Origin of the sequence: Chlorobaculum sp. 24CR (assembly GCF_004118635.1) — a bacterium.
Classification (GTDB): Bacteria; Bacteroidota; Chlorobiia; order Chlorobiales; family Chlorobiaceae; genus Chlorobaculum.
This window is the reverse complement of sequence record NZ_SDGU01000066.1, coordinates 12,918-33,072: the sequence shown is the minus strand read 5'-3', so window position 1 is coordinate 33,072 and position 20,155 is coordinate 12,918. Positions and strand designations below refer to the sequence as shown.

Below are 20,155 nucleotides of genomic sequence, written 5' to 3'. Positions count from 1 at the left end.
CAACCCATGCAACCACCCGCCGACTCCCACGAAGAGCGCCTCTCCGGCTCGGTCGAGCGGGTGACCTTTCACAGCGAGGAGTCGGGCTTCACGGTGCTGCGCTTGCGGGTGGCCGGGCAGCGCGAGCCGGTGGCGGTGGTGGGCCTCGCGGCCTCGCCCGGCGTGGGCGAGTTCATGGAGTGCGTCGGCGCGTGGCAAAACGACCGCACGCACGGCTTGCAGTTCAGGGCCTCGAAGATCACCCCCGTGCAACCCACCACGCTCGAAGGCAAGGAGCGGTACCTGGCCTCCGGGCAGGTGAAGGGACTCGGCAATTTCTACGCCAAAAAGCTGATCGAGCGCTTCGGCGACGCGGTGTTCGAGGTGATCGAGAACGATCCGGAGCGACTGCTTGAAATCCCCGGCATCGGTCGCAAGCGGCTCGACATGGTTACCGGGTCGTGGGCCGAGCAGAGGGCGGTGCGCGACATCATGCTTTTTCTGCAATCGCACGGCGTCGGCGCGGCGCGGGCCTGGAAGATCTACCGCCGCTACCGCGAGCGCTCCATCGCCACCATCACCGAGAACCCGTACCGCCTCTCGCTCGACATCGAAGGCATCGGCTTCCAGACCGCCGACGCTGTCGCCACAAGCCTCGGCGTGGCGAAGAACTCGCTGATGCGGGCCGAAGCGGGCATTAGCCACGTGCTCGGCGAGATGTCGCAAAGCGGCCACTGCGCCGTGCCGGAAGAGACGCTCATCGACGAAGCGTCGCGCCTGCTCCAGATCGACCGCCCGCTCGTGGCCGAGGCGGTGAAGAACGAAAAGCTGACCCGCCGCATCGTGGGCGAAACGATCGACGACGCGCCCTGCATCTTCCTCGAATCGCTGCATCGCGCTGAAACGGGCGTCGCCTCCGGCCTCGGCCGCCTCTTGCGCGGCCCGCTGCCGTGGGATGCGCTCGACCCGCACGACGCCTTGCCGTGGATCGAAGCGGAGACCGGCCTCGAACTCTCGCCGTCGCAGCGCAGCGCCGTGACGCTGGTGCTGGCGAGCAAGGTCTCGATCATCACCGGCGGACCGGGCGTCGGCAAAACCACCATTTTGCGAGCGATCCTCTCGGTGCTCCAGCGCGAAGAGGTCTCCGTGGCGCTCTGCGCTCCCACGGGCCGCGCGGCCAAGCGACTCACCGAATCGACCGGCATCGAGGCCAAAACGATTCACCGCCTGCTCGAATTCGACCCGCAGGCGTTCGACTTCAAGCGCGGGCGCGGCAATCCGCTCGACGCCTCGTTCGTAGTGGTGGACGAAACCTCGATGGTTGACATCGTGCTGATGCAGAAGCTCGTGGCGGCGATCCCCGACCGCGCGGCGGTGGTCTTCGTCGGCGACGTCGATCAGCTCCCGTCAGTCGGCCCTGGCGCGGTGCTCGCCGATCTGATCTCGTCGGAGGCGATCCCCACCGTGCGGCTCACCGAAATCTTCCGGCAGGCCGCCGAGTCGATGATCGTCGTCAATGCGCACCGCATCAACCAGGGCGAAATGCCGCTGACCGCCGAGGGCGAGGAGCTGTCGGACTTCTACATCGTGAAGGCCGGATCGCCGGAACAGATTCACGACAAGCTGATGCAGCTCGTCACGGAGCGCATCCCGAAGCGCTTCGGCCTCGACGCGGTGCGCGACGTGCAGGTGCTCACGCCGATGAACAAGGGGGGCGTCGGCGTACACGCGCTGAACGCCGAGCTTCAGGCGAAGCTCAACCCCGCTTCCAAGCCGAAAGTGACGCGATGCGGGACGACCTTCGCGCCGCGCGACAAGGTGCTCCAGACGGTCAACAACTACGACAAGGAGGTGTTCAATGGCGACATCGGCCTGGTCGAACAGATCGACGCCGAGGCGGAGACGCTAACGGCCCGCTTCGATCACCACCACGTCGAGTACGACTTCAGCGACCTCGACGAGCTGTCGCTCGCCTACGCGACAAGCATCCACAAAAGCCAGGGGTCGGAGTACCCAGCGGTGGTCATTCCGCTCGCCATGCAGCACTTCACGCTGCTCGAACGCAACCTCGTCTATACGGCGGTCACGCGCGGGCGCAAGCTCGTGGTGATCGTGGCCGAGCCGAAAGCGCTCGCGCTGGCTATCAAAAACTGCAAATCGAAGCGCCGCCTGACCGGCCTGGTGCAACGGCTCAAAGAGTCAGGGAAACAAAGCTGGCAAAATTTGTAAGCACCTTTCCGGCGAAGGGCGTCTCGCCCGGAACGCCGTTTTCGCCCTCCGGTGATCCGGAACCGGCGCTCCCCTCTCGCAGATAAACCGCCATGATCTCCCGCGTGTACTCGGGATGAAACTGCACGCCCCACGCCGACTCGCCCACCCGGAAAGCGTGGTTCGGCTCGTAGTCGTTGAAGGCAAGATGGACAGCGTCCGTCGGCAGCCGCAGCACGCTCTGCGCATGGGTCGCGTGGGCCGCGAACCGCGCCGGAATTCCGTCGAAAAGCGCGTCGCGCTCGCCTTCGGAGGTCAGCTCGATGGAGACCGTGCCCGCCTCCCGCCCTCGCGGATGGTAGCCGACCTGGCCCCCGGTGGCGCGACCGAGAAGCTGGTGGCCGTAGCAGATGCCGAGGAACGGCGCGCGGATGGCGACGAGCTCCCGGATCCACCGCTCGATGGCCACGCTCCACGGCAAATTGTCGGTCACCATCGCGTGCGAGCCGGTGACGACCACCCCCGCGCACCGCTCCGGCGCGGGCAGCGCCTCGCCCGCCTCGGCGTTCGCCACCGCGACCGGGCATGGCATGTCGCCCAGCCCGCGCCGCACCCACGCCTCGAAATCCCCAAGCCGCTCCGCCTCGGTGGCGAAGGTGCTTCCGGCCTTGATGATAAACAAGCTTTTCATAGGCGATTGATTTTCAGTGATCAAAAGTGCTGCCGCAAAGCTATCATCTTTGACCGCCTGAAACAATCTCGCCGCGCCGGTTCTCGCTCCGTTTTTTCGTATATTGGCCGCCAAACAGCAGCACTGTCGCGCTTTGAGATCAGCCATGAAACACCACACCCTCATCTTTCTGACCGGCTTCAGCGGATCCGGCAAGTCAACCATCGGCCCGCTGGTGGCCAACTCGCTCGGCTTCGAGTTCATCGACCTCGACCGCGAAATCGAGCTTGCCGCCGGAAAGAGCATCAACCGGATTTTCGCCGAGGATGGCGAAGCCGCTTTCCGAGCGCTCGAACTCCGGACGCTCGAAAAGATCGGCAAACAGAAGGAGCTGGTGGTGTCGCTCGGCGGCGGCGTGCTTGAAAACGACCGCTGCTTCGAGCAGATCCGCTCGCACGGCACGCTGATCTACCTCAAGTCCAGCCCGGAAATCCTTACGCTCAGGCTTCAGCACAAAACCGACCGGCCGCTCATGAAAGGCCCGGACGGGCAAAAGCTCTCGCGGGAAGAGATTCAGGAGCGCGTCACGGAGCTACTCAAAAAACGCGAACCTCGCTACCTGAAGGCCGATCTGGTGCTCTTCACCGACTCGAAAAAGATCGGCACGAGCGTCGAGGAGCTGACGCGCAAAATCGAGCGGCACATCCGCCGCGCGTCGAAAAACAACCCTAACGAAAAGTAATCCATGCAGACTCCGTCCAGCCATATCATTGTCAGAACGCCGGTTATCGACTCCGTTGGCGAACTCTGCGCCACACGGGGACTCGGCAAAAAAACCGTGCTACTCTTCGACGAAAACACCCGCAAGCTCTTTGGCGACAGCATCATCGAGTCGATGCAGCGCCAGGGCTTCCGTACGGTCGAGCTGGTGGTGCCCGCGCGCGAGACCTCAAAAAGCGTCTCGACGGCGTGGAAGCTGTACGGGCAGATGATCGAGGCGGACGTTGACCGGAGCTGGAACCTCGTCTGCGCGGGCGGCGGCGTGGTGGGCGACCTCGGCGGCTACATCGCGGCGAGTTACTATCGCGGCATTCCGGTGGTGCAGTTGCCGACGACCTTGCTCGCCATGACCGACAGCTCCATCGGCGGCAAGGTGGCCATCAACCACCCGCTCGGCAAAAACCTCATCGGATTCTTCCACATGCCGGAACTGGTGCTGATCGACCCGGCCTACCTCCGGACGCTCCCCCCTCGCGAGATTTACGGCGGCTTGTCGGAAGTCGTGAAATACGGCTTCATCGCCGACCGCGAGTTCTTTGACCTGCTCGCCGGGCACTGGAACGAGGTGGTGCGCCTCGAAGAGCCGTGGCTCTCCAAAGCGGTGAGCCGCAGCGCCTTCATCAAGGCCGACGTGGTGGAGAAAGATTTCCGCGAGACCACCGGCCTGCGGGCGACGTTGAACTTCGGCCACACCTTCGCGCACGGCCTCGAAAAGATGGCCGAGTACCGCAACCTTCGCCACGGCGAGGCGGTGACGATCGGCATGGTCTGCGCCCTCTTCCTGTCGCACCGGCTGGGATTCCTCGCCGAAGCTGAACTGCGCGAAGGACTCGCGCTGCTCGCCCGCTTCCGCTTCCCGCGTGGCCTGGTCAACCGGCGCTTCCTCTCGCTCGACCGCGACGAACTGGTGGAGAGTATGCTCTCCGACAAGAAAAAGATCGACAGGCAACTCCGCTTCGTCCTCCTCGACCGCATCGGCCACGCCTTTTTGCACGACAAGGACATCCCGAAAGCCGACGTGCTCCAGTCAATCGATGATGCGAAAGCGTGGTTTGAGATGAAGAGGTAGAGCGAACACATCTTGCATTCAGGAGGGTTTTAACCCTGCGGACATTCGATCTTACATGCTCTTCTGTTGCCCCGGCTTTCAAGCCGGGGTGAGCGGAGAATCGGTAAGCCTCAAGGTTGAGGCTTAGTAGGGGCGGGTTTCACGCCCGCCCTTGCGGAATTGGACGAATCAGACCGATCCGCCTGATCCCGGCAAAAGAAAAAATCGCCTTACCCGAAATTTTCGCCCGCGCTCACATATTCATCCGCAGCAAGAGATCGCTGCCGCGCAGGACGGCGAGTTCGTCGATGAGGCTGACCGGGCCGAGTTCCGGGGCGATGATGCGGCTGTTGCCGCCGGTGACGATCACTTCGACCGTTGACTCGCCGGAGTCACGGACGAGGTCGCTGCGAATAGCTTCTACGAGACCGCTGATCTGCCTGACAGCTCCCCAAAAAATCCCGCTCCTGATGCACTCCTCCGTCGAGCGCCCGAGCAGGCTCTCCGGCCTTTCGATGCGCACTTGCGGCAGTTGCGCGGTGCGCGCGTGGAGCGCTCCGGCCATCATGTCGATGCCTGGCATGATAAGGCCGCCGCGATAGAGGCCCGCCGCGTCGAGCACGTCGAAGGTGATGGCCGTGCCAATATCGACGGCGATCACCGGATTTTCTGCAAAGAGATGGCGACTCCAGGCGCACAGAGCGAGGCGGTCGGCGCCAAAGGTGTTTTTATTGCCGTATTCGAGGTGGAACAGAAGCTGGAGGTCGCTGCCGATGGTGAGCACCGGCACGGAGAAGAGCGATTCGAGCAGCGCCGATCCGGCGGCGGCGGCAGCGGGAACCACGCTGCAAATAGCGATGGCCTGCGGAGTGCCGTGCTTGCAGGACAGATTGCCGAGCACTTCGCGCATCGCGCCGGAATCGGCGAACAACGCGCTCGGCACCGACTCGACAAGCGGCTCGGCCCCGCCTACGAAGATCGCCAGCGTCGTGGTGGTGTTGCCGATGTCAACGACCAGCCGCGTCAACTCATCGGGCGACTCGATCCGGAAACTCTGCATGGGAACTACGCCGGATGCGGTATTATGGACGTTTGACCGGCAGGCCGGTTTTTGCCGACAGCGCCGAGAGCAGCTTGTCGGCGTCCTGCAGGCCGAACTTGCCCTCGGTGACGGTGATCGAATCCCGGAGACCGGCGTTTTTGGCGACAATGAAAATCTTCGGCGGCGGGTTATAGGTCACCGGCTCCTGATAGATCGAGACGATGTCCTTCAGAAGAAACATCTTCTTCTCTCCGGTGCGGTAACGGTACTCGATGCGGTCGGGCGAAAGCGCGACGGAATTGCCGTCGTTACCGTGTTCGGCAACGAATTTCGTGTTGTAATACGACGGCCCGCCAAGCGCGATGGTGGTCATGATAACCAGCAGGGCGGTTTTCCAGAAACAGCCGAAATCGACGCCGTAACTGAACTTGCCGTAGCGGTAGAAAAAGGCCCAGCCGCCAGCGAGAAACAGCATGGCGAGAGTCCAGGTGAAGTAGTAGTAGTTGCTGAGCCACCAGCCGGGGTACGTCATCGGGTACTGGAACAGATCGGTCATGGGCGAACCTTGAGATGTTTCTTGTTATCTTTGAACGACAATTATACGGCTTTTCGGGCGATAAACACAGAGAGAGCCGTTCCAAAATCACCAGAACCGGAAGACCAATGAAATCGTACCACAAAGAGCTCTGGATGGAGGTTCCCGCCAGAATGGATTTCGTCAACATCACCCGTGACGTTTCGCGCGCGCTCGACGAGAGCGGCATCAGCGAAGGGCTGTGCCTGGTCAACGCGATGCACATCACCGCCTCGGTCTTCATCAACGACGACGAGCCAGGCCTGCACGCCGACTACAAGGATTGGCTCGAAGACCTCGCGCCGCACGACCCGTCGCGCTACCGCCACAACCGCACCGGCGAAGACAACGGCGACGCGCACCACAAACGCCAGATCATGGGCCGCGAAGTGGTGGTAGCCGTCACCAAAGGCCAGCTCCACCTCGGCCCCTGGGAGCAAATCTTCTACGGCGAATTCGACGGCAGACGCCGCAAACGGGTTTTAATCAAAATCATCGGAGAATAGTCCTCCCTCTTCCGTCCACCAAGTCCACAACATCCACAATCTTACATTCTCCCCCCAACGCAAAAAGGCCCGCTTTCGCAGGCCTTTTTGCTGATTCTTTCACACAAAATCTCAGTGCTCGAAAAGCATTTCGGTGTAGGTCGGAAGCTGCCAGCGGCTGCGATCCACCTGACCCTCGATCTTGTCGGCCACTTCGCGGATAGCGTTCATGCAGGGCAGAAGCCTTGCCGAGCAGAAGTCGGCTTTGTCGAGTTCCGTCTCCTGCTCCTCCATCTCTTCGATGGTCTCTTCGAGAATCGAGGTGAGCTCGATGAGCTTCGACAAGTCTTCGGCGAGCACCCTGAGATGACCGGCCTGGCTCATGAAAGCCTCGTCGGACAGGCCGATAGACTCGGCGGCGGCCACGAGGTTGTTGAACGAGCTGGCCAGATCGCCCTGGTACTCGGAAGCATCCGGAATGACCATGGTCCTGACCATGAGCAGAAGTGTGCGAGCCTCGATGTCGATGCCTTTGACGTAGCGCTCGATGCGGACGTTGTAGCGGGAATCGATCTCCTCAGCGGTCAAAACACCGTACTTGACGAACATGGCGATGGTGTCCTTGTCAGTCCAGGCGCGAACCGATTCCGGGGTGTTCTTCATGTTCGGCAGGCCACGCTCGGCGGCAGCCCTCTGAAGATCTTCGCTGTAGTTGTCGCCAGGGTAACGCACGGCTCTGGTTGCGGTGATGCCCTCGCGAACAGCGGTGAGGATGGCCTCCTCTTTGGCCATGCCACCGTCGATCTTTGCGAGAATTTCAGCATTCAGGTCATCGACAGCCTCTGCCATAAGCGTGTTGAGCACGGTGTTCGGCACCGAGATCGGCTGGCTTGAGCCGACGGCGCGGAACTCGAACTTGTTGCCGGTGAAGGCGAACGGCGAGGTGCGGTTACGGTCGGTGTAATCTTTGTTGAGCAACGGCACGTGGCTGAGACCGAGGTCGAGAATCTGCTTCTCGGTCTTGAGATCGACCTTGCCGCTCTCGATGGAGTCGAGCACACGCTCAAGCAGGTCGCCAAGGAAAACGGTGACAACGGCCGGCGGAGCCTCGTTGGCGCCGAGACGGTGGTCGTTGCCGATGCTGGCGACCGAAGCGCGGAGAATAGCCGAGCGCTTGAGCACGCCTTTGAGAACAGCGACGAGGAAGACCAGGAAGCTGATGTTGGATTCGGGAGTGTCACCGGGATCGAGGAGATTCATACCGCCATCGATGCCGATCGACCAGTTGTTGTGCTTGCCCGAACCGTTGATGCCTGCGAAGGGCTTTTCAAAGAGCAAGAGCGAGAAGCCCTTCTTGTCTGCCACTTTGCGCATCACCTCCATCACCAGCAGGTTGTGATCGGACGCGAGGTTAGCCTGCTCGAAGATCGGAGCAAGCTCGAACTGGTGGGGAGCCACCTCGTTGTGACGGGTCTTGGCCGGAATGCCGAGCAGGAACAGCTCCTCTTCGACCTCCTGCATGAATTCAAGCACACGATCCGGGATGGAGCCGAAGTAGTGATCTTCGAGCTGCTGGCCCTTCGGCGGCAGCGCTCCAAGCAGGGTGCGACCGGTCATCACCAGATCGGGACGCTGCGTATAGAACTTCTTGTCGATCAGAAAATACTCCTGTTCCGGGCCTGCATAGGTGTTGACCTTGGTCACGCCGGTAATGCCAAGCGTGTCGAGCAGCCTGATGGAGGCTTTGCTCACCGCGTCCATCGAGCGCAGAAGCGGAGTTTTCTCGTCGAGCGCCTCGCCGTGGTAGGAGATGAAAACGGTTGGAATGCAGAGGGTCATGCCCTTGCCGCCCTTCATCAGGAACGCCGGGCTGGAGGGATCCCATGCGGTGTAACCGCGAGCCTCGAAGGTCGAGCGCATACCGCCGGACGGAAAGCTCGAAGCGTCAGGCTCGCCCTGGATGAGCTGCTCGCCGGAGAAACGCTCGAGCACGCTGCCGTCCATCTGGGTAGTCAGGAAGGCGTCATGCTTTTCGGCGGTGGTGCCGGTCATTGGCTGAAACCAGTGGGTATAATGGGTAGCGCCATGCTCCATCGCCCACTCTTTCATGCCGTGGGCTACGACGCCGGCAATGTCGGCGGGAAGCTTTTTGCCGGCCTTGACCGTCTCCTGCAACGCCTTGAAAACCTCTTTGGGAAGTCTTTCGCTCATGGCTTCGTTGCCGAAAGTCAATGCGCCATAATAGGACGTCACCGATTTTTTGCTCTCGTTACTCAAGAGTTCCTCCTTTACTTGTTTTGAACGTGATTGATTGAACACGAATTGATACGGTACTATTTTCTCGATTTCTTTTCATCAAACGTAATCAGCACCTGCCTGTCCTGAAGATTATTGCGGACAATCTCGGCGCACATTCTGTTATTTCTTTTCAACTGCGAAAGAACGAAACTCGTGTTGGTGCCCAGCACTCCCGGCCAGCTCTGGATGCGCGACAGGAACCGTTCGAGCGAAGCAGTGTTGTGCGTCATGACCTTAAGGATATGCGAACCCTCGCCGGTGACAGAGTAGCACTCCATGATCTCCTCCTCCTTCATGACATGCTCCATGAACGACTTGTAGTGCTTCGAGGAATCGACGCGCACACGCACGAAAGCCTGGATGTCGAAACCGAGCTGGCGCTCATCGACCTCCATCGTGAATCCCTTGATGATGCCGTTTTTCTGAAGCTTGTCAAGACGCTCGCTGACCGAAGGAATTGAAAGGCCGACAACCTCGGCAAGCTCGCTCAGCCGTATCCGGCCGTTGTTGCCAAGGGATTCGATAATCTTCAGGTCGATGAGGTCAAGGTGTCCGGACATAAGCAGAATCTTCGATTTTGTAGGAAATTAATGAAATCTAAGAAATAAACAAGCTTATTCTAAATAATGAGAGCTTTAGACGGTATTTTCCCTTAATATTTTAGGGCTTGACTCTGATAGCGAGGCTCTGCCACTGAATAAAATTCTTGTTATTTGCAAACAAGAATGTAAGTTAATAATCTATGTCTCTCAACTGCTTTCTCCGCGTAACGCGGCAGCCAGAGCACCTTTCCGGAGTGAGCGAACAGAGACCAGTCACCCTTATCGACCGAGTTGCCGTCATGAAAGAGTTGTCCAGAAAATTCTCCGCTGATGAATCTGATACCCCGGGTTCCTCGGGCCGATTGATCCCGCAGCCGGTGAGAGACTCCCGCCCCGCATGTCTGGACCTGCGTTTCGTGGTGAAAGAGTCGTTCAGCCTCGGCGCCCGCGTCTTCGGCGAATTTGACCGGGTACTTCAGAAATTCAGGGAGGACGAGCCAGAAAAGAAGCTGGAAAACAGAGAGGGAGCAGAGAAGGCGGACGACCCTTCGTGAGCCTTTGGCAATCCCCAGCCTAACGCCCCTCGCCCTTTCGGGAAAGCGCGTCAAATCCTTATATTCCGCTTTATTTTTCAGCATTTCCAATTCCAAGCTTACACAACGTTGAAAGTAGCCATATTCGGAGCCGGTGTCGCCGGTCTCAGCGCGGCCATCGAACTGGTGGATCGCGGCCATACCGTCGAGCTGTACGAAAAACGCAAGGTGCTCGGCGGCAAAGTTTCGGTCTGGAAAGACAGTGACGGCGATTCGATCGAGTCCGGTCTGCACATCGTCTTCGGCGGTTACGCCCAGCTCCAGAAGTATCTGGACAAGATCGGCGCGGGCGGCAACTATGAGTGGAAGGAGCACTCGCTCATCTACGCCGAATCGGACGGCAAGCAGTCGTTCTTCAAAAAGGCCAACCTGCCCAGCCCGTGGGCTGAAGTGGTCGGCGGCTTGCAGGCGGACTTCCTGACGATGTGGGACAAAATCTCGCTCATCAAAGGCCTCTGGCCCGCGCTGGCCGGCAACGAGGAGTACTTCCGCAGCCAGGATCACATGACCTACTCCGAGTGGCACCGCCTCCACGGCGCGTCGGAGCACTCGCTCCAGAAGCTCTGGAAGGCCATTGCGCTGGCCATGAACTTCATCGAGCCGAACGTTATCAGCGCCCGCCCGATGATTACGATCTTCAAATATTTCGGCACCGATTACGCCGCGACAAAATTCGCCTTCTTCCGTAAAAATCCCGGCGACTCGATGATCGAGCCGATGCGCCAGTACATCCAGAGCAAGGGCGGACGCATCTTCATCGACGCGCGCCTGTCGCGCTTCGAGCTGAACGACGACCAGACCATCAAGCGCGCCGTCCTGCGCGACGGCCACACCGTCGAAGCCGACGCCTACATTTCGGCCCTGCCGGTGCACAGCGTCAAGAAGATCGTGCCGAACGAGTGGCTGGAGCACGACTACTTCCGCAACCTGCACCAGTTCGTCGGCAGCCCGGTTGCCAACTGCCAGCTCTGGTTCGACAAGAAGATCACCGATACCGACAACCTGATGTTCTCGCAGGGCACCACCTTCGCCACCTTCGCCGATGTCTCGATCACCTGCCCGGAGGACTTCCAGGCGGGCATCGGCAGCGCGACCGGCGGCAGCGTCATGAGCCTGGTGCTCGCCCCGGCGCACCAGTTGCTCGACCTGCCAAACGAGGTCATCACGGAGATGGTGATGAAGGAGATTCACGACCGCTTCCCGAAATCGCGCGACGCGAAGCTGCTCAAATCGACCATCGTCAAGATTCCGCAGTCGGTTTACAAGGCTGTGCCGGACGTCGATCAGTATCGTCCCGACCAGGTCAGCCCGATCCGCAACTTTTTCCTCGCTGGCGACTACACCGACCAGCACTACCTCGCCTCGATGGAGGGCGCGGCGCTCAGCGGACGGCAGGTTGCCGAAAAGCTGCATCAGCGGCTGGGGAGGTAAAAATCCGGGATTATGCATTTCCTGTAGGGACGGCTCTTGTGGCCTTCCTGCCTTCGGGACGCATTGCGGCACCAACGCAATCCAACGTCAACATCGATAACCACATAAAGGACGGGCATAAAACCCGTCCCTACAGTTGAAATCGCCATCGAAATCTTCTCGCAGAGAACATCGCGTGAAATCACAAACCGACAAGCTGCTGATCGTCTTCTCGAAGAACCCTGTCGCCGGGCGGGTCAAGACCAGGCTCGCCAGCACGATTGGCGACGCCGAGGCGCTGCGGATTTACGAGCAGCTCCGGGAGCTGACCGGCCATGCGGCGGCGGGCATTGACGCATCGAAAGCCATCGCCTACTCCGACGTCATTCCCGAAACCGACCTCTTGCTGACCGGCGGCGCGGAGGCGTGGCTCCAGCAAGGCGGCGATCTCGGCGAGCGGATGCACCGCGCGTTCGTCAAAGGCTTCTCCGTCGGCTTCAGCCGCGTCGCGCTCATCGGCACCGACTGCCCGGAGATCAGCCCGTTCATCCTTGATCTCGCCTTCCAAAAACTCGACGCCTGTGACGTACTGCTCGGCCCGGCGCGGGATGGCGGGTTTTATCTTTCGGCTCTGAAGCGCCCGTTCCCGGAGCTGTTCCTCGACCGGACCTGGAGCACGCCGGAGGTGCTGAACGACTCGCTGCGCATCGTGCGCGAGCACCGGAAATCGTACGATCTGCTCCCGGCGCTCTCCGACATCGACACCTTCGACGACCTCAAATCGAGCGGCTTATGGACTCCGCGATAACGCTGAGCATCGTCATCCCCGCCTGGAACGAGGAGGCAGGAATCGCCCGCGCGCTCGCTACGCTGCTCGCTTTGACGGCGGGGCGACACGACACCGAAATCATCGTCAGCGTCTCGGGCGACGACCGCACGGCTGAAATCGCCAGCACGTTTCCGGTCACGGTCTGCCGCTCTGAAAAAGGGCGCGCCGTGCAGATGAACGCCGGAGCAAAGCTGGCGTCAGGCCCGACGCTCTACTTCCTGCACGCCGACACCATCCCGCCACCATCGTTCTGCGACGACATTCTCTCCGCCGTCGGGCAGGGTGAGAAGGCCGGATGCTTCCGCATGAGTTTCGACGATCCCGACTGGCTGATGCAGCTCTACGGCTGGTTCACGCAATTTCCGCTCACCATCTGCCGCGGCGGCGACCAGTCCCTTTTCATCACGCGAGAGCTGTTCGAGCGCATCGGCGGATTCGACGAGCGTTTGCAGATCATGGAGGACTTCGAGATCATCGAACGCATCCAACGGCACACCGAATTCCGCATTCTCGACTCGACAGTCACCACCTCGGCCAGGAAATACCACACCAACGGCACGGTTCGCCTGCAAGCGATCTTCGGCACGATCCACCTCATGTACGCCCTCGGTTTCAGCCAGGAGGATATGGTGACGTTTTACCGGAATTCGGTCGGCTGAACCAACTCGCTCGCAACCGGAAAACGGTTCGCGCCTGTATCGCTCCGCGCTCCCTCCCGAAACGATTTTTCGATTATTATCACTATATTTAGTGCATAAAAATTCCAACAGGAGCACCGCTCTGCAAGGACAACCTTCTACGCAATTCTTTTCAAACCAAACCAATTATGGCTAACGAAGAAACGAACAAGCCCGCCGCCGGAGCACCGAAACCGGCAGGAGGAGCGCCGGAGACCAATGCCGGTAACGGCGACATGGCTCATCTGATCGGCAACATGGGCATTCTCATCGATTCGACCATCGAGTCCGTACAGGGCGTCATCAGCACGGTCAGCTCCGCGACCGGCCAAATTATGGAGGGGGTCTCGACGACCATCAACTCCGATCAGGTCAAAGGTATTATCGACAACGTCAACTCGGTTTCTGGTCAGCTCATCGAGGGCGTCACGAACACCCTGAAATCGGAACAGATTCAGAACTCGTTCAACGAGCTTGGCAAGTTCTGGGCCGGAATGATCTCCAACCTGAATGCAACGGTCAACTCCGATCAGGTCAAGAATCTGTTCGACAATGTCAGCTCAGGCATCAACCAGCTTGCGGGCAGCATCTTCCAGCAGGGCATGCCGCCGGTCTTCATGGGCGGCATGGGCGGTGGCGGAGAAGAGAAGCGCAAGCAGGTAAAGCAGATTCCGGTGACGCTCTCATCCGACAAGGCAGCCAAACCTGCCGCCCCGGCCCTCGCGCCTGAACCGGAAAACAAACCGGAAGCGTAATCGCAGGAGTGCAATTTCACAACAGGGCGAGGCGCCAACCTCGCCCTGTTGTTTTTAGCCAAGCCGTCGAATCAGCCCGATCTGTCTGATCCGGCTGATCTTTCACACCCCCTTTGCCTGAACGCCGGTATGGCCGAATCCTCCCTCGCCCCTCGCCGTTCCGGAAAGCTCGCCAACCTCCTCGAACACCACGTGATCGACCTTCGCCACCACCATCTGCGCGATGCGGTCGCCGTCTTTGACCGTGAAAGGCTCGCGACCGTGATTGATGAGAATGACGCCAACTTCGCCGCGGTAGTCGGCATCGATGGTTGCGGGCGAATTGGGCAGCGAAATGAGATGGCGAAGCGCCAGCCCGCTCCTCGGCCTGAGCTGCGCCTCGTACCCTTCGGGCAGTTCGATGGCGATGCCGGTCGGAATGAGCGCCGACGCGGCGGGCTGAACGGTGACGGGTGCGTCGAGGCAGGCGGAGACGTCCATGCCCGCCGCGTGCGCGGTGGCATAGACCGGCAGGATCGCCTTTTGATTGAGTCGAACTATTTTTACTTTAATCATTGATTATTGCTGACGTTGTTTGAATTCCCGGAAAACCCGAATATAAACAAACCCGACCTTGACCGCACCCATCGAACCTGTTTACGCGCTCGCTTTCGGCGCTCACCCCGACGATGTTGAACTCTCCTGCGGAGCGACGCTGCTGAAAATCATGGATGAAGGTCAGCGGGTGGCCGTCTGCGACCTCACCGGCGGCGAAATGGGTACGCTCGGTACCGCCGAAACCCGCCGCCGGGAGGCCGCGCTCGCCACCGAGCGCATGGGCTACGCGGCGCGGGAGCAGCTCGATCTCGGCGACTCGGAGCTGTTCAACACAAAGGAGAACCTGCGCGAAGTGATCCGCATCATCCGCAAATACCGGCCCGAAACGGTCTTCTGCAACCCGCCGGACGAGCGCCACCCCGACCACATGAAGGCCTCGCGCCTCGTTTACGACGCCTGCTACTACGCCGGGTTGCGCAAGATCGAGACCTTCGACGGCGATCTGCCGCAAGCCGCGCACCGTCCGCGCCACCTGCTCTACTACATCCAGTTCCGGCAGCTCGAACCGGAGATCATCGTGGACGTCTCGGCGACCTTCGAGCGTTCGCGAGGCGGCGTCGAAGCGTTCGGCACGCAGTTCCACCGCAAAGAGAACAGCGACGAGCCGCAGACCATGATTAACCGCAAGGAGTTCCTGCCGGGCCTCGAAGCCCGCGCCAGAGCCTTGGGCGAGCAGATCGGCGCGATGTACGGCGAGGGCTTCCTGCTCCCGACGGCGCTCGGCATCGGCCACTTCACCAGCGTCTTTCCCGTCCGCGGTTGACCGCGCGACGCTCAATCATCAGAATTACAGACAAGATCGCCATGCGCAAATCGCTGCTCGCCATCGCCGCCCTGCTGCTCTTCGTGACGCTGTTCGCGGGCTGCGGGCCAAAATCGTCGCAAAACAGGCATCCCGACACCATCGTCGTGGCCGTCTCCGCCGATTTCGACCACCTCAATCCGCTGCTCATCCAGATGTCGCTCGCCCGCGAGGTGTGCACGATGATCTATCCCTCGCTGGTCAGGCCGTCGTTCGACGAGAAGAGCGGCGCGATTTCGTACCAAGCGAACGCCGCCGAGCGCTGGGAGTTCTCGCCGGACGGGCGGAGCGTCACCTTCCACCTCAAACGCGATGCGCTTTGGGAGGATGGCAAGCCGCTCACCTCGAAGGATTTCAGCTTTTCGTACCGCCTCTACGCCGACCCGAACGTGGCCAGCAGCCGACAGGACTATCTGTACGACCTCTTGCTCAAGGCCGACGGTTCGGTCGATTTCGACCGGGCGGTGGAGACGCCCGACAGCAAAACGCTGGTACTGCGCTTCAACAAGCCGATGTCCGAAAGCATCGCGCTCGACCACTTCAACGACCTGATGCCGGTGGCCGAACACCTTTTCCGAGACATCCCGCCCGCCGAGATTCGCCAGCGTGCGGCCACGTTGCCCATCGTGGGCGCGGGGCCGTTCAAGGTAAAGGAGTGGCAGCGGCAGTCGAAGCTGACGCTTGAATCCAGCCCCACCTCGGTGCTGCCCCGTCCGGCGGCCTCGCCGAAACTCACCTTCATGATCGTGCCGGAATACACCACGCGCCTGGCGATGCTCAAGTCCGGCCAGATCGACGCGCTCGTCTCGGCGGGCGGCATCAACCCGAAGGACGCCTCGGAGCTGGCGCGGAGCAACCCGGAGATTTCGATCATCCCGGTGGCTGACCGCTATTTCGACAGCGTCGTCTGGCTGAACATCGACGGCGAGGCGTGGCGAAACCGGAAAGCCGTGCAGCCGAACCGCCTCTTCGGCGACCCGCGGGTGCGGCAGGCGATGACACGGGCCATCGACCGGCAGGCGATCATCGACGGCTTCATGGGGCCGGAGTACGCCACGATTGTCAACACCACGCTCTCGCCAGCCTACACCTCGATCATCGACCAGTCGCTGCCCGCCTGGGCGTACGACTCCGGCAAAGCGCTCTCGCTGCTCCGGGAGGCGGGCTGGACGCCGGGGCCGGATGGCATTTTGCAGAAAAACGGCCTGCGTTTCTCCTTCGAGCTGGCCGCGCCAACCGGCAATCCGAGGCGCAACTACGCGGCCACGATCATTCAGCAGAACCTCCGCGAAATCGGTATCGACTGCAAACTGAAGTTCGACGAAGCGCTCATGTTCAACAAAAACCAGAACGAGTACCGCTACGACGCCGCCCTCTCCGGCCTGGCCGCCGAAACGCTCCCCTTCCAGCTCGTCATCTGGGGATCGGACTTCGAGAAAAAACCCTTCAACTCCAGCGCCTTCCAAAACGCACAACTGGACAAAGTGGTCTCGCAACTGACCGGCCCGCTACCAGAAGCCGAACAGAAAAAGCTCTGGCAAGAGTACCAGCGGATTCTGGTCGAAGAGCAACCGCGAACCTTCCTGTATTATTATTCTGAGCTTGAGGGATTCAACAAGCGAGTCAGGAATGTGAGGTTAAGCTTGCTGGCGACGCTTGGGAATATGTATGAGTGGAAGGTGGGGAAGAGTGAGAAGTGACGATTGACGTGTAGGGGCAGCCCTCGCGGCTGCCCTCTACGGAGAGCCGATGGCAGAACCATTTTCCGCTTCAGAGTCAAGACCCCCATCACAGTCTTGTTCATTACACAATCTTTTCAGATATTGCAACGAATAACATGATAGCCGTGTTATCGTGATACAATCATTCAAAAACGGCGAGACCGAAGCGCTTTTCAACGGCAGACAGACAAAGGCCGCTCTGAAAATATGCCCCGTTGATCTGTGGAAAACAGCGCACCGGAAGTTTGATCAGCTTGATTCTGTCGTGATGCTTGAAGAGTTACGAATTCCGCCGGGCAATCATCTCGAAGCGCTTTCCGGTGATCGGGCAGGTCAGTACAGCATCAGGATTAACCGGCAATACCGGATTTGTTTTCTCTGGACTTCATCAGGGCCAACGGACGTAGAGATCATCGATTATCATTGACAAAACAACCAGAAAATGATACGCATACCAACAGATCGCGAGCCAACGCATCCCGGAGAGATGCTGCTTGAAGAGTTCCTCGCCCCTATGAACATTACGCAGCGCCAACTGGCCGACGCCATTCAGGTGCCCTACCAGCGAATCAACGAAATCATCAACGGCAAGCGCGGCATTACGACCTCGACCGCACTGCGTCTGGCAAAATATTTCGGCAATACCCCCGATTTCTGGATGAACCTCCAGCTACGCGCTGACCTTTACGATGCGACGCAAAAAGAGGAATCCATTCTTCAGCGCATCACGCCGATTGCATTAATGTTCGAATAAAGCCGAAATTATCTGAGCCTTCAAATGGCAGGCAAAACGCCAACTCAAGCCGCTTAAACGACATGGACAACCTTGATCTTCAATCTCGCATGAAAGAAAAAATCAGTCATGCAGCCAGCTCGGGCGCTTCTCTCTTTTACTTTTTTCTCCTTGGTATTGCAGTAACGTTTTTACTCCTCATCATTGCAATCCAATTCGGCTGGTCAACCATTGCTGGATTGATTTTTGGAGTCGCTGCAATAGGAGCAACCCTTTTCTGTGCATTGCTGAACACTGTCAGATCCACATTCGGAAAAGGACGCTCCATCTTTCTGGGCATCATCGTTTTGTATCTGAACCTCATGTCAGCGCTTGCGTTCAGTGCACCGGATTTCTTCTCCGGATTGTCGCTGAATAAATGGCTGGCCCTGAGTATGATCTTTTTCGCGGCAACTTCTGGTGGAAGCTTGGCTCTTGTCAGCTACGAACGTGCAGCACGAGTCGTTTCAATCGTGGTTATTCTGGTGAACGCGATGGTATTCGTAAAGGCTGAGAATCGTCCGCAAGATGAGCTGCTCACCAAGATCGAAAAGATTGATGAGGAAAACAGAAATGAACGAATGGCCGACTCGCTGCGGATCGTACTCAATAAGATTAAAAACGGCGCATTGCTCTCCGAATTGACTCCACGCGAACAGCAAATCTACCGCCAAGGAGTTCAAAATCGGGATGAGCATGGTATTCTGAACCGAGCAGGAGAACGGCTCGGCGACATGACTACCAAGAGCGCCGTTCCTGACGCGCCGTCGGCCGTTCCGACACTAAAAGACATACCTGCAACGACCATAGCGGTCACGTATTCTCCCGGCGACGACCCGCTCAGCCTGCCGGATTTCGTCATCCCCGATAACGTACCGAACGGCCGCTATCTGGCAAGGGTGTCTGGAGCCCTCACACTCATAGAAGAATCTGGACAAAAACACGTGGTTCCGTTCTCCAACGATCGAACTTCTTCTGGTCTTCCATTTACTGGTATCGGACCATACGGAATGGTAATCGATGCCGAATCAGGCCTACAAACAAACGTAATCAAAGTAACCGCCGCGAATCGTCAAAAATCGCGAAAAGTAGTACTCAATCTTCAAGATTGGCGGCAACAAGCGATTGCCAGCAAACAATTAATAATCGAATTTCCAGAAAAAACACTGGTGGAACTTATTCCCCAGTAAAGACTCCGACAATGAAAAAGACAGGAATCGCAAATCGATTCCCATCTTTTCCTTATTCCGGAAAACGATCTTATCCCGCCACGATGAAATTCGCAATCTGCCGGACAATGATGAGCGCCGCAAGCGCCACCGCCACGCCGACTACGGAGAACATGATGATCTTCTTGGCCGTATCGGCGCGCTTCTCGTCACCGGCGGCCGCGAAATACATGAGACCGCCCACGACGATCATCATGATACTCAGGATACCGACCATGGAGAGGAGGAAATTGAGCAGTCTCTCGGCGATCTGGGAGAGCGTCTGCGCCTCTTGCACCTCGGTCGGGATCTCCTCGCCCGTCCCGCCCCAGTCGAGGATCGTCGCGATCTCCTTGAGGAAGGAGGGGGCGGCGATACCGAGCGCGAGCCCGATCATCGCGGCGAGGATCATCTTCTTCGCCGTGCCGAGCATCTTCTCGTTGCCGGAAGAGACGATGTAGAGCACAGACGCACCGTCCAGCCACCGGGCGCACACCGCCGCGCCCCTACGACAAGCCTCTTGCCACTTCCCGCACAACCCGCACGCGCCTTTCCCCAACTCCCAGACATTCAACCATCACCCTTCAACTATTTCCCCCGCTTTTACTATATTCAACGTCGTTTCGGCGCGCGGCTTGCGTGCCCTTTCCATCACCGAACCGATCTCCAATCATGCCTCGTTATACTCCGGAACAGCTTGAAAAAAGAAATGCGTCCAAGTGGACGACCTCGCAGGCCATTCTCGCGCCGATCCAGTTCGTCATCTTCCTCGTCGGTCTGACGGTCACGTACCTCTATTCGCAAGGCATCTGGATCACCGATTTCTGGTGGGTGACCTTCTTCGTGGCGCTCAAGACCTTCATGCTGGTGCTGATCTTCGTGACCGGCGGCTTTTTCGAGCTTGAGGTGTTCGGCAAATTCGCCTTCGCGCACGAGTTTTTCTGGGAGGATTTCGGCAGCGCCATCGCCATGATCGTGCACCTCGCCTACTTCGTCCTCTTCTTCTGGGTCAAGCCGTCCGAACACATTCTCATTCTCACCGCCTACCTTGCCTACTTGAGCTACCTCATCAACGCGGCGCAGTTCGTCATCCGCCTGCTGCTTGAAAAGCATAACGAGAAAAAACTCAAGGCCAGCGGTTCGGTGGCCTGAGCCTTAACCTTTC

Annotated in this window: 22 protein-coding genes; 15 read left to right on the top strand and 7 right to left on the bottom strand. The window is 59.2% G+C overall.

Annotated elements, in window-relative coordinates; genetic code table 11:
- Window positions 1-6: 6 nt before the first annotated feature.
- The gene (locus EST62_RS11725; protein WP_129052269.1) at window positions 7-2,208 is read left to right on the top strand and encodes an ATP-dependent RecD-like DNA helicase; all 2,202 of its coding nucleotides are present in this window, start codon (window positions 7-9) and stop codon (window positions 2,206-2,208) included.
- On the opposite strand, the gene EST62_RS11720 is transcribed toward EST62_RS11725, so the two are convergent.
- Window positions 2,171-2,878: a glutamine amidotransferase gene (locus EST62_RS11720; protein ID WP_129052268.1), complete on the bottom strand. Its 708-nt coding sequence runs from the start codon at window positions 2,876-2,878 to the stop codon at window positions 2,171-2,173. The two genes, EST62_RS11725 and EST62_RS11720, sit on opposite strands and share 38 nt — an antisense overlap.
- Before the next feature lie 145 nt (window positions 2,879-3,023).
- Between EST62_RS11720 and EST62_RS11715 the strand changes: the two genes are divergently transcribed.
- Together EST62_RS11715 and aroB are read left to right on the top strand one after the other, a co-directional pair.
- Window positions 3,024-3,599 (top strand): shikimate kinase, encoded by a 576-nt coding sequence (locus EST62_RS11715; RefSeq protein WP_129052267.1) that lies wholly within the window; start codon window positions 3,024-3,026, stop codon window positions 3,597-3,599.
- Window positions 3,600-3,602: 3 nt separating this feature from the next.
- Window positions 3,603-4,706: a 3-dehydroquinate synthase gene (gene aroB / locus EST62_RS11710; RefSeq protein WP_129052266.1), complete on the top strand. Its 1,104-nt coding sequence runs from the start codon at window positions 3,603-3,605 to the stop codon at window positions 4,704-4,706.
- A gap of 232 nt (window positions 4,707-4,938) precedes the next feature.
- On the opposite strand, the gene EST62_RS11705 is transcribed toward aroB, so the two are convergent.
- Both EST62_RS11705 and EST62_RS11700 read right to left on the bottom strand, forming a co-directional pair.
- Entirely contained in the window at window positions 4,939-5,745 is an 807-nt protein-coding gene (locus EST62_RS11705) for a type III pantothenate kinase (protein ID WP_129052265.1), read from the bottom strand.
- A gap of 22 nt (window positions 5,746-5,767) precedes the next feature.
- On the bottom strand, window positions 5,768-6,283 hold the full coding sequence (locus EST62_RS11700) for a hypothetical protein (RefSeq protein ID WP_129052264.1): 516 nt from the start codon (window positions 6,281-6,283) through the stop codon (window positions 5,768-5,770).
- 107 nt (window positions 6,284-6,390) lie between these two features.
- On the opposite strand from EST62_RS11700, the gene EST62_RS11695 reads away from it, so the two are divergent.
- Entirely contained in the window at window positions 6,391-6,807 is a 417-nt protein-coding gene (locus EST62_RS11695; RefSeq protein WP_129052263.1) for a secondary thiamine-phosphate synthase enzyme YjbQ, read from the top strand.
- A 111-nt stretch (window positions 6,808-6,918) separates the two neighbouring features.
- On the opposite strand, the gene EST62_RS11690 is transcribed toward EST62_RS11695, so the two are convergent.
- Entirely contained in the window at window positions 6,919-9,063 is a 2,145-nt protein-coding gene (locus tag EST62_RS11690) for a glutamine synthetase III (RefSeq protein ID WP_129052262.1), read from the bottom strand.
- 56 nt (window positions 9,064-9,119) lie between these two features.
- The gene (locus EST62_RS11685) at window positions 9,120-9,644 is read right to left on the bottom strand and encodes an Lrp/AsnC family transcriptional regulator (RefSeq protein WP_129052261.1); all 525 of its coding nucleotides are present in this window, start codon (window positions 9,642-9,644) and stop codon (window positions 9,120-9,122) included.
- Window positions 9,645-9,925: 281 nt separating this feature from the next.
- Between EST62_RS11685 and EST62_RS11680 the strand changes: the two genes are divergently transcribed.
- The 5 genes from EST62_RS11680 to csmH all read left to right on the top strand — a co-directional run bounded on the left by EST62_RS11680 (window position 9,926) and on the right by csmH (window position 13,890).
- Window positions 9,926-10,180, top strand: a complete 255-nt coding sequence (locus EST62_RS11680; RefSeq protein ID WP_129052260.1) for a hypothetical protein — start codon at window positions 9,926-9,928, stop codon at window positions 10,178-10,180.
- A gap of 108 nt (window positions 10,181-10,288) precedes the next feature.
- The gene (locus tag EST62_RS11675; RefSeq protein ID WP_129052259.1) at window positions 10,289-11,650 is read left to right on the top strand and encodes an FAD-dependent oxidoreductase; all 1,362 of its coding nucleotides are present in this window, start codon (window positions 10,289-10,291) and stop codon (window positions 11,648-11,650) included.
- Between the two features lie 175 nt (window positions 11,651-11,825).
- Window positions 11,826-12,437: a TIGR04282 family arsenosugar biosynthesis glycosyltransferase gene (locus tag EST62_RS11670; protein ID WP_129052258.1), complete on the top strand. Its 612-nt coding sequence runs from the start codon at window positions 11,826-11,828 to the stop codon at window positions 12,435-12,437.
- Entirely contained in the window at window positions 12,422-13,117 is a 696-nt protein-coding gene (locus EST62_RS11665) for a TIGR04283 family arsenosugar biosynthesis glycosyltransferase (protein WP_129052257.1), read from the top strand. The genes EST62_RS11670 and EST62_RS11665 overlap by 16 nt, the downstream gene beginning before the upstream one ends.
- Window positions 13,118-13,284: 167 nt before the next feature.
- On the top strand, window positions 13,285-13,890 hold the full coding sequence (gene csmH, locus EST62_RS11660) for a chlorosome envelope protein H (RefSeq protein WP_129052256.1): 606 nt from the start codon (window positions 13,285-13,287) through the stop codon (window positions 13,888-13,890).
- 102 nt (window positions 13,891-13,992) lie between these two features.
- Here csmH and dut read toward each other — a convergent pair whose 3' ends face one another.
- Window positions 13,993-14,445 (bottom strand): dUTP diphosphatase, encoded by a 453-nt coding sequence (dut, locus tag EST62_RS11655; RefSeq protein ID WP_129052255.1) that lies wholly within the window; start codon window positions 14,443-14,445, stop codon window positions 13,993-13,995.
- Window positions 14,446-14,503: 58 nt separating this feature from the next.
- On the opposite strand from dut, the gene bshB1 reads away from it, so the two are divergent.
- From bshB1 to EST62_RS11630, 5 genes are all read left to right on the top strand, one after another.
- On the top strand, window positions 14,504-15,250 hold the full coding sequence (gene bshB1 / locus EST62_RS11650) for a bacillithiol biosynthesis deacetylase BshB1 (protein WP_129052254.1): 747 nt from the start codon (window positions 14,504-14,506) through the stop codon (window positions 15,248-15,250).
- A 41-nt stretch (window positions 15,251-15,291) separates the two neighbouring features.
- Window positions 15,292-16,989 (top strand): peptide-binding protein, encoded by a 1,698-nt coding sequence (locus EST62_RS11645; protein WP_167599340.1) that lies wholly within the window; start codon window positions 15,292-15,294, stop codon window positions 16,987-16,989.
- 154 nt (window positions 16,990-17,143) lie between these two features.
- A complete protein-coding gene (locus tag EST62_RS11640) occupies window positions 17,144-17,437 on the top strand; it encodes a type II toxin-antitoxin system RelE/ParE family toxin (protein ID WP_129052252.1) in 294 nt (97 codons plus the stop codon).
- A 15-nt stretch (window positions 17,438-17,452) separates the two neighbouring features.
- Window positions 17,453-17,764: a HigA family addiction module antitoxin gene (locus EST62_RS11635; RefSeq protein WP_129052251.1), complete on the top strand. Its 312-nt coding sequence runs from the start codon at window positions 17,453-17,455 to the stop codon at window positions 17,762-17,764.
- A 62-nt stretch (window positions 17,765-17,826) separates the two neighbouring features.
- The gene (locus EST62_RS11630; protein ID WP_129052250.1) at window positions 17,827-18,972 is read left to right on the top strand and encodes a hypothetical protein; all 1,146 of its coding nucleotides are present in this window, start codon (window positions 17,827-17,829) and stop codon (window positions 18,970-18,972) included.
- A gap of 70 nt (window positions 18,973-19,042) precedes the next feature.
- Here the strand turns inward: EST62_RS11630 and EST62_RS11625 are convergent, their stop codons facing one another.
- Window positions 19,043-19,456 (bottom strand): hypothetical protein, encoded by a 414-nt coding sequence (locus tag EST62_RS11625; protein WP_129052249.1) that lies wholly within the window; start codon window positions 19,454-19,456, stop codon window positions 19,043-19,045.
- Window positions 19,457-19,662: 206 nt separating this feature from the next.
- Here EST62_RS11625 and bchF point away from each other — a divergent pair, with 206 nt between their 5' ends.
- A complete protein-coding gene (gene bchF, locus EST62_RS11620) occupies window positions 19,663-20,142 on the top strand; it encodes a 2-vinyl bacteriochlorophyllide hydratase (RefSeq protein WP_129052248.1) in 480 nt (159 codons plus the stop codon).
- Window positions 20,143-20,155: the final 13 nt, after the last annotated feature.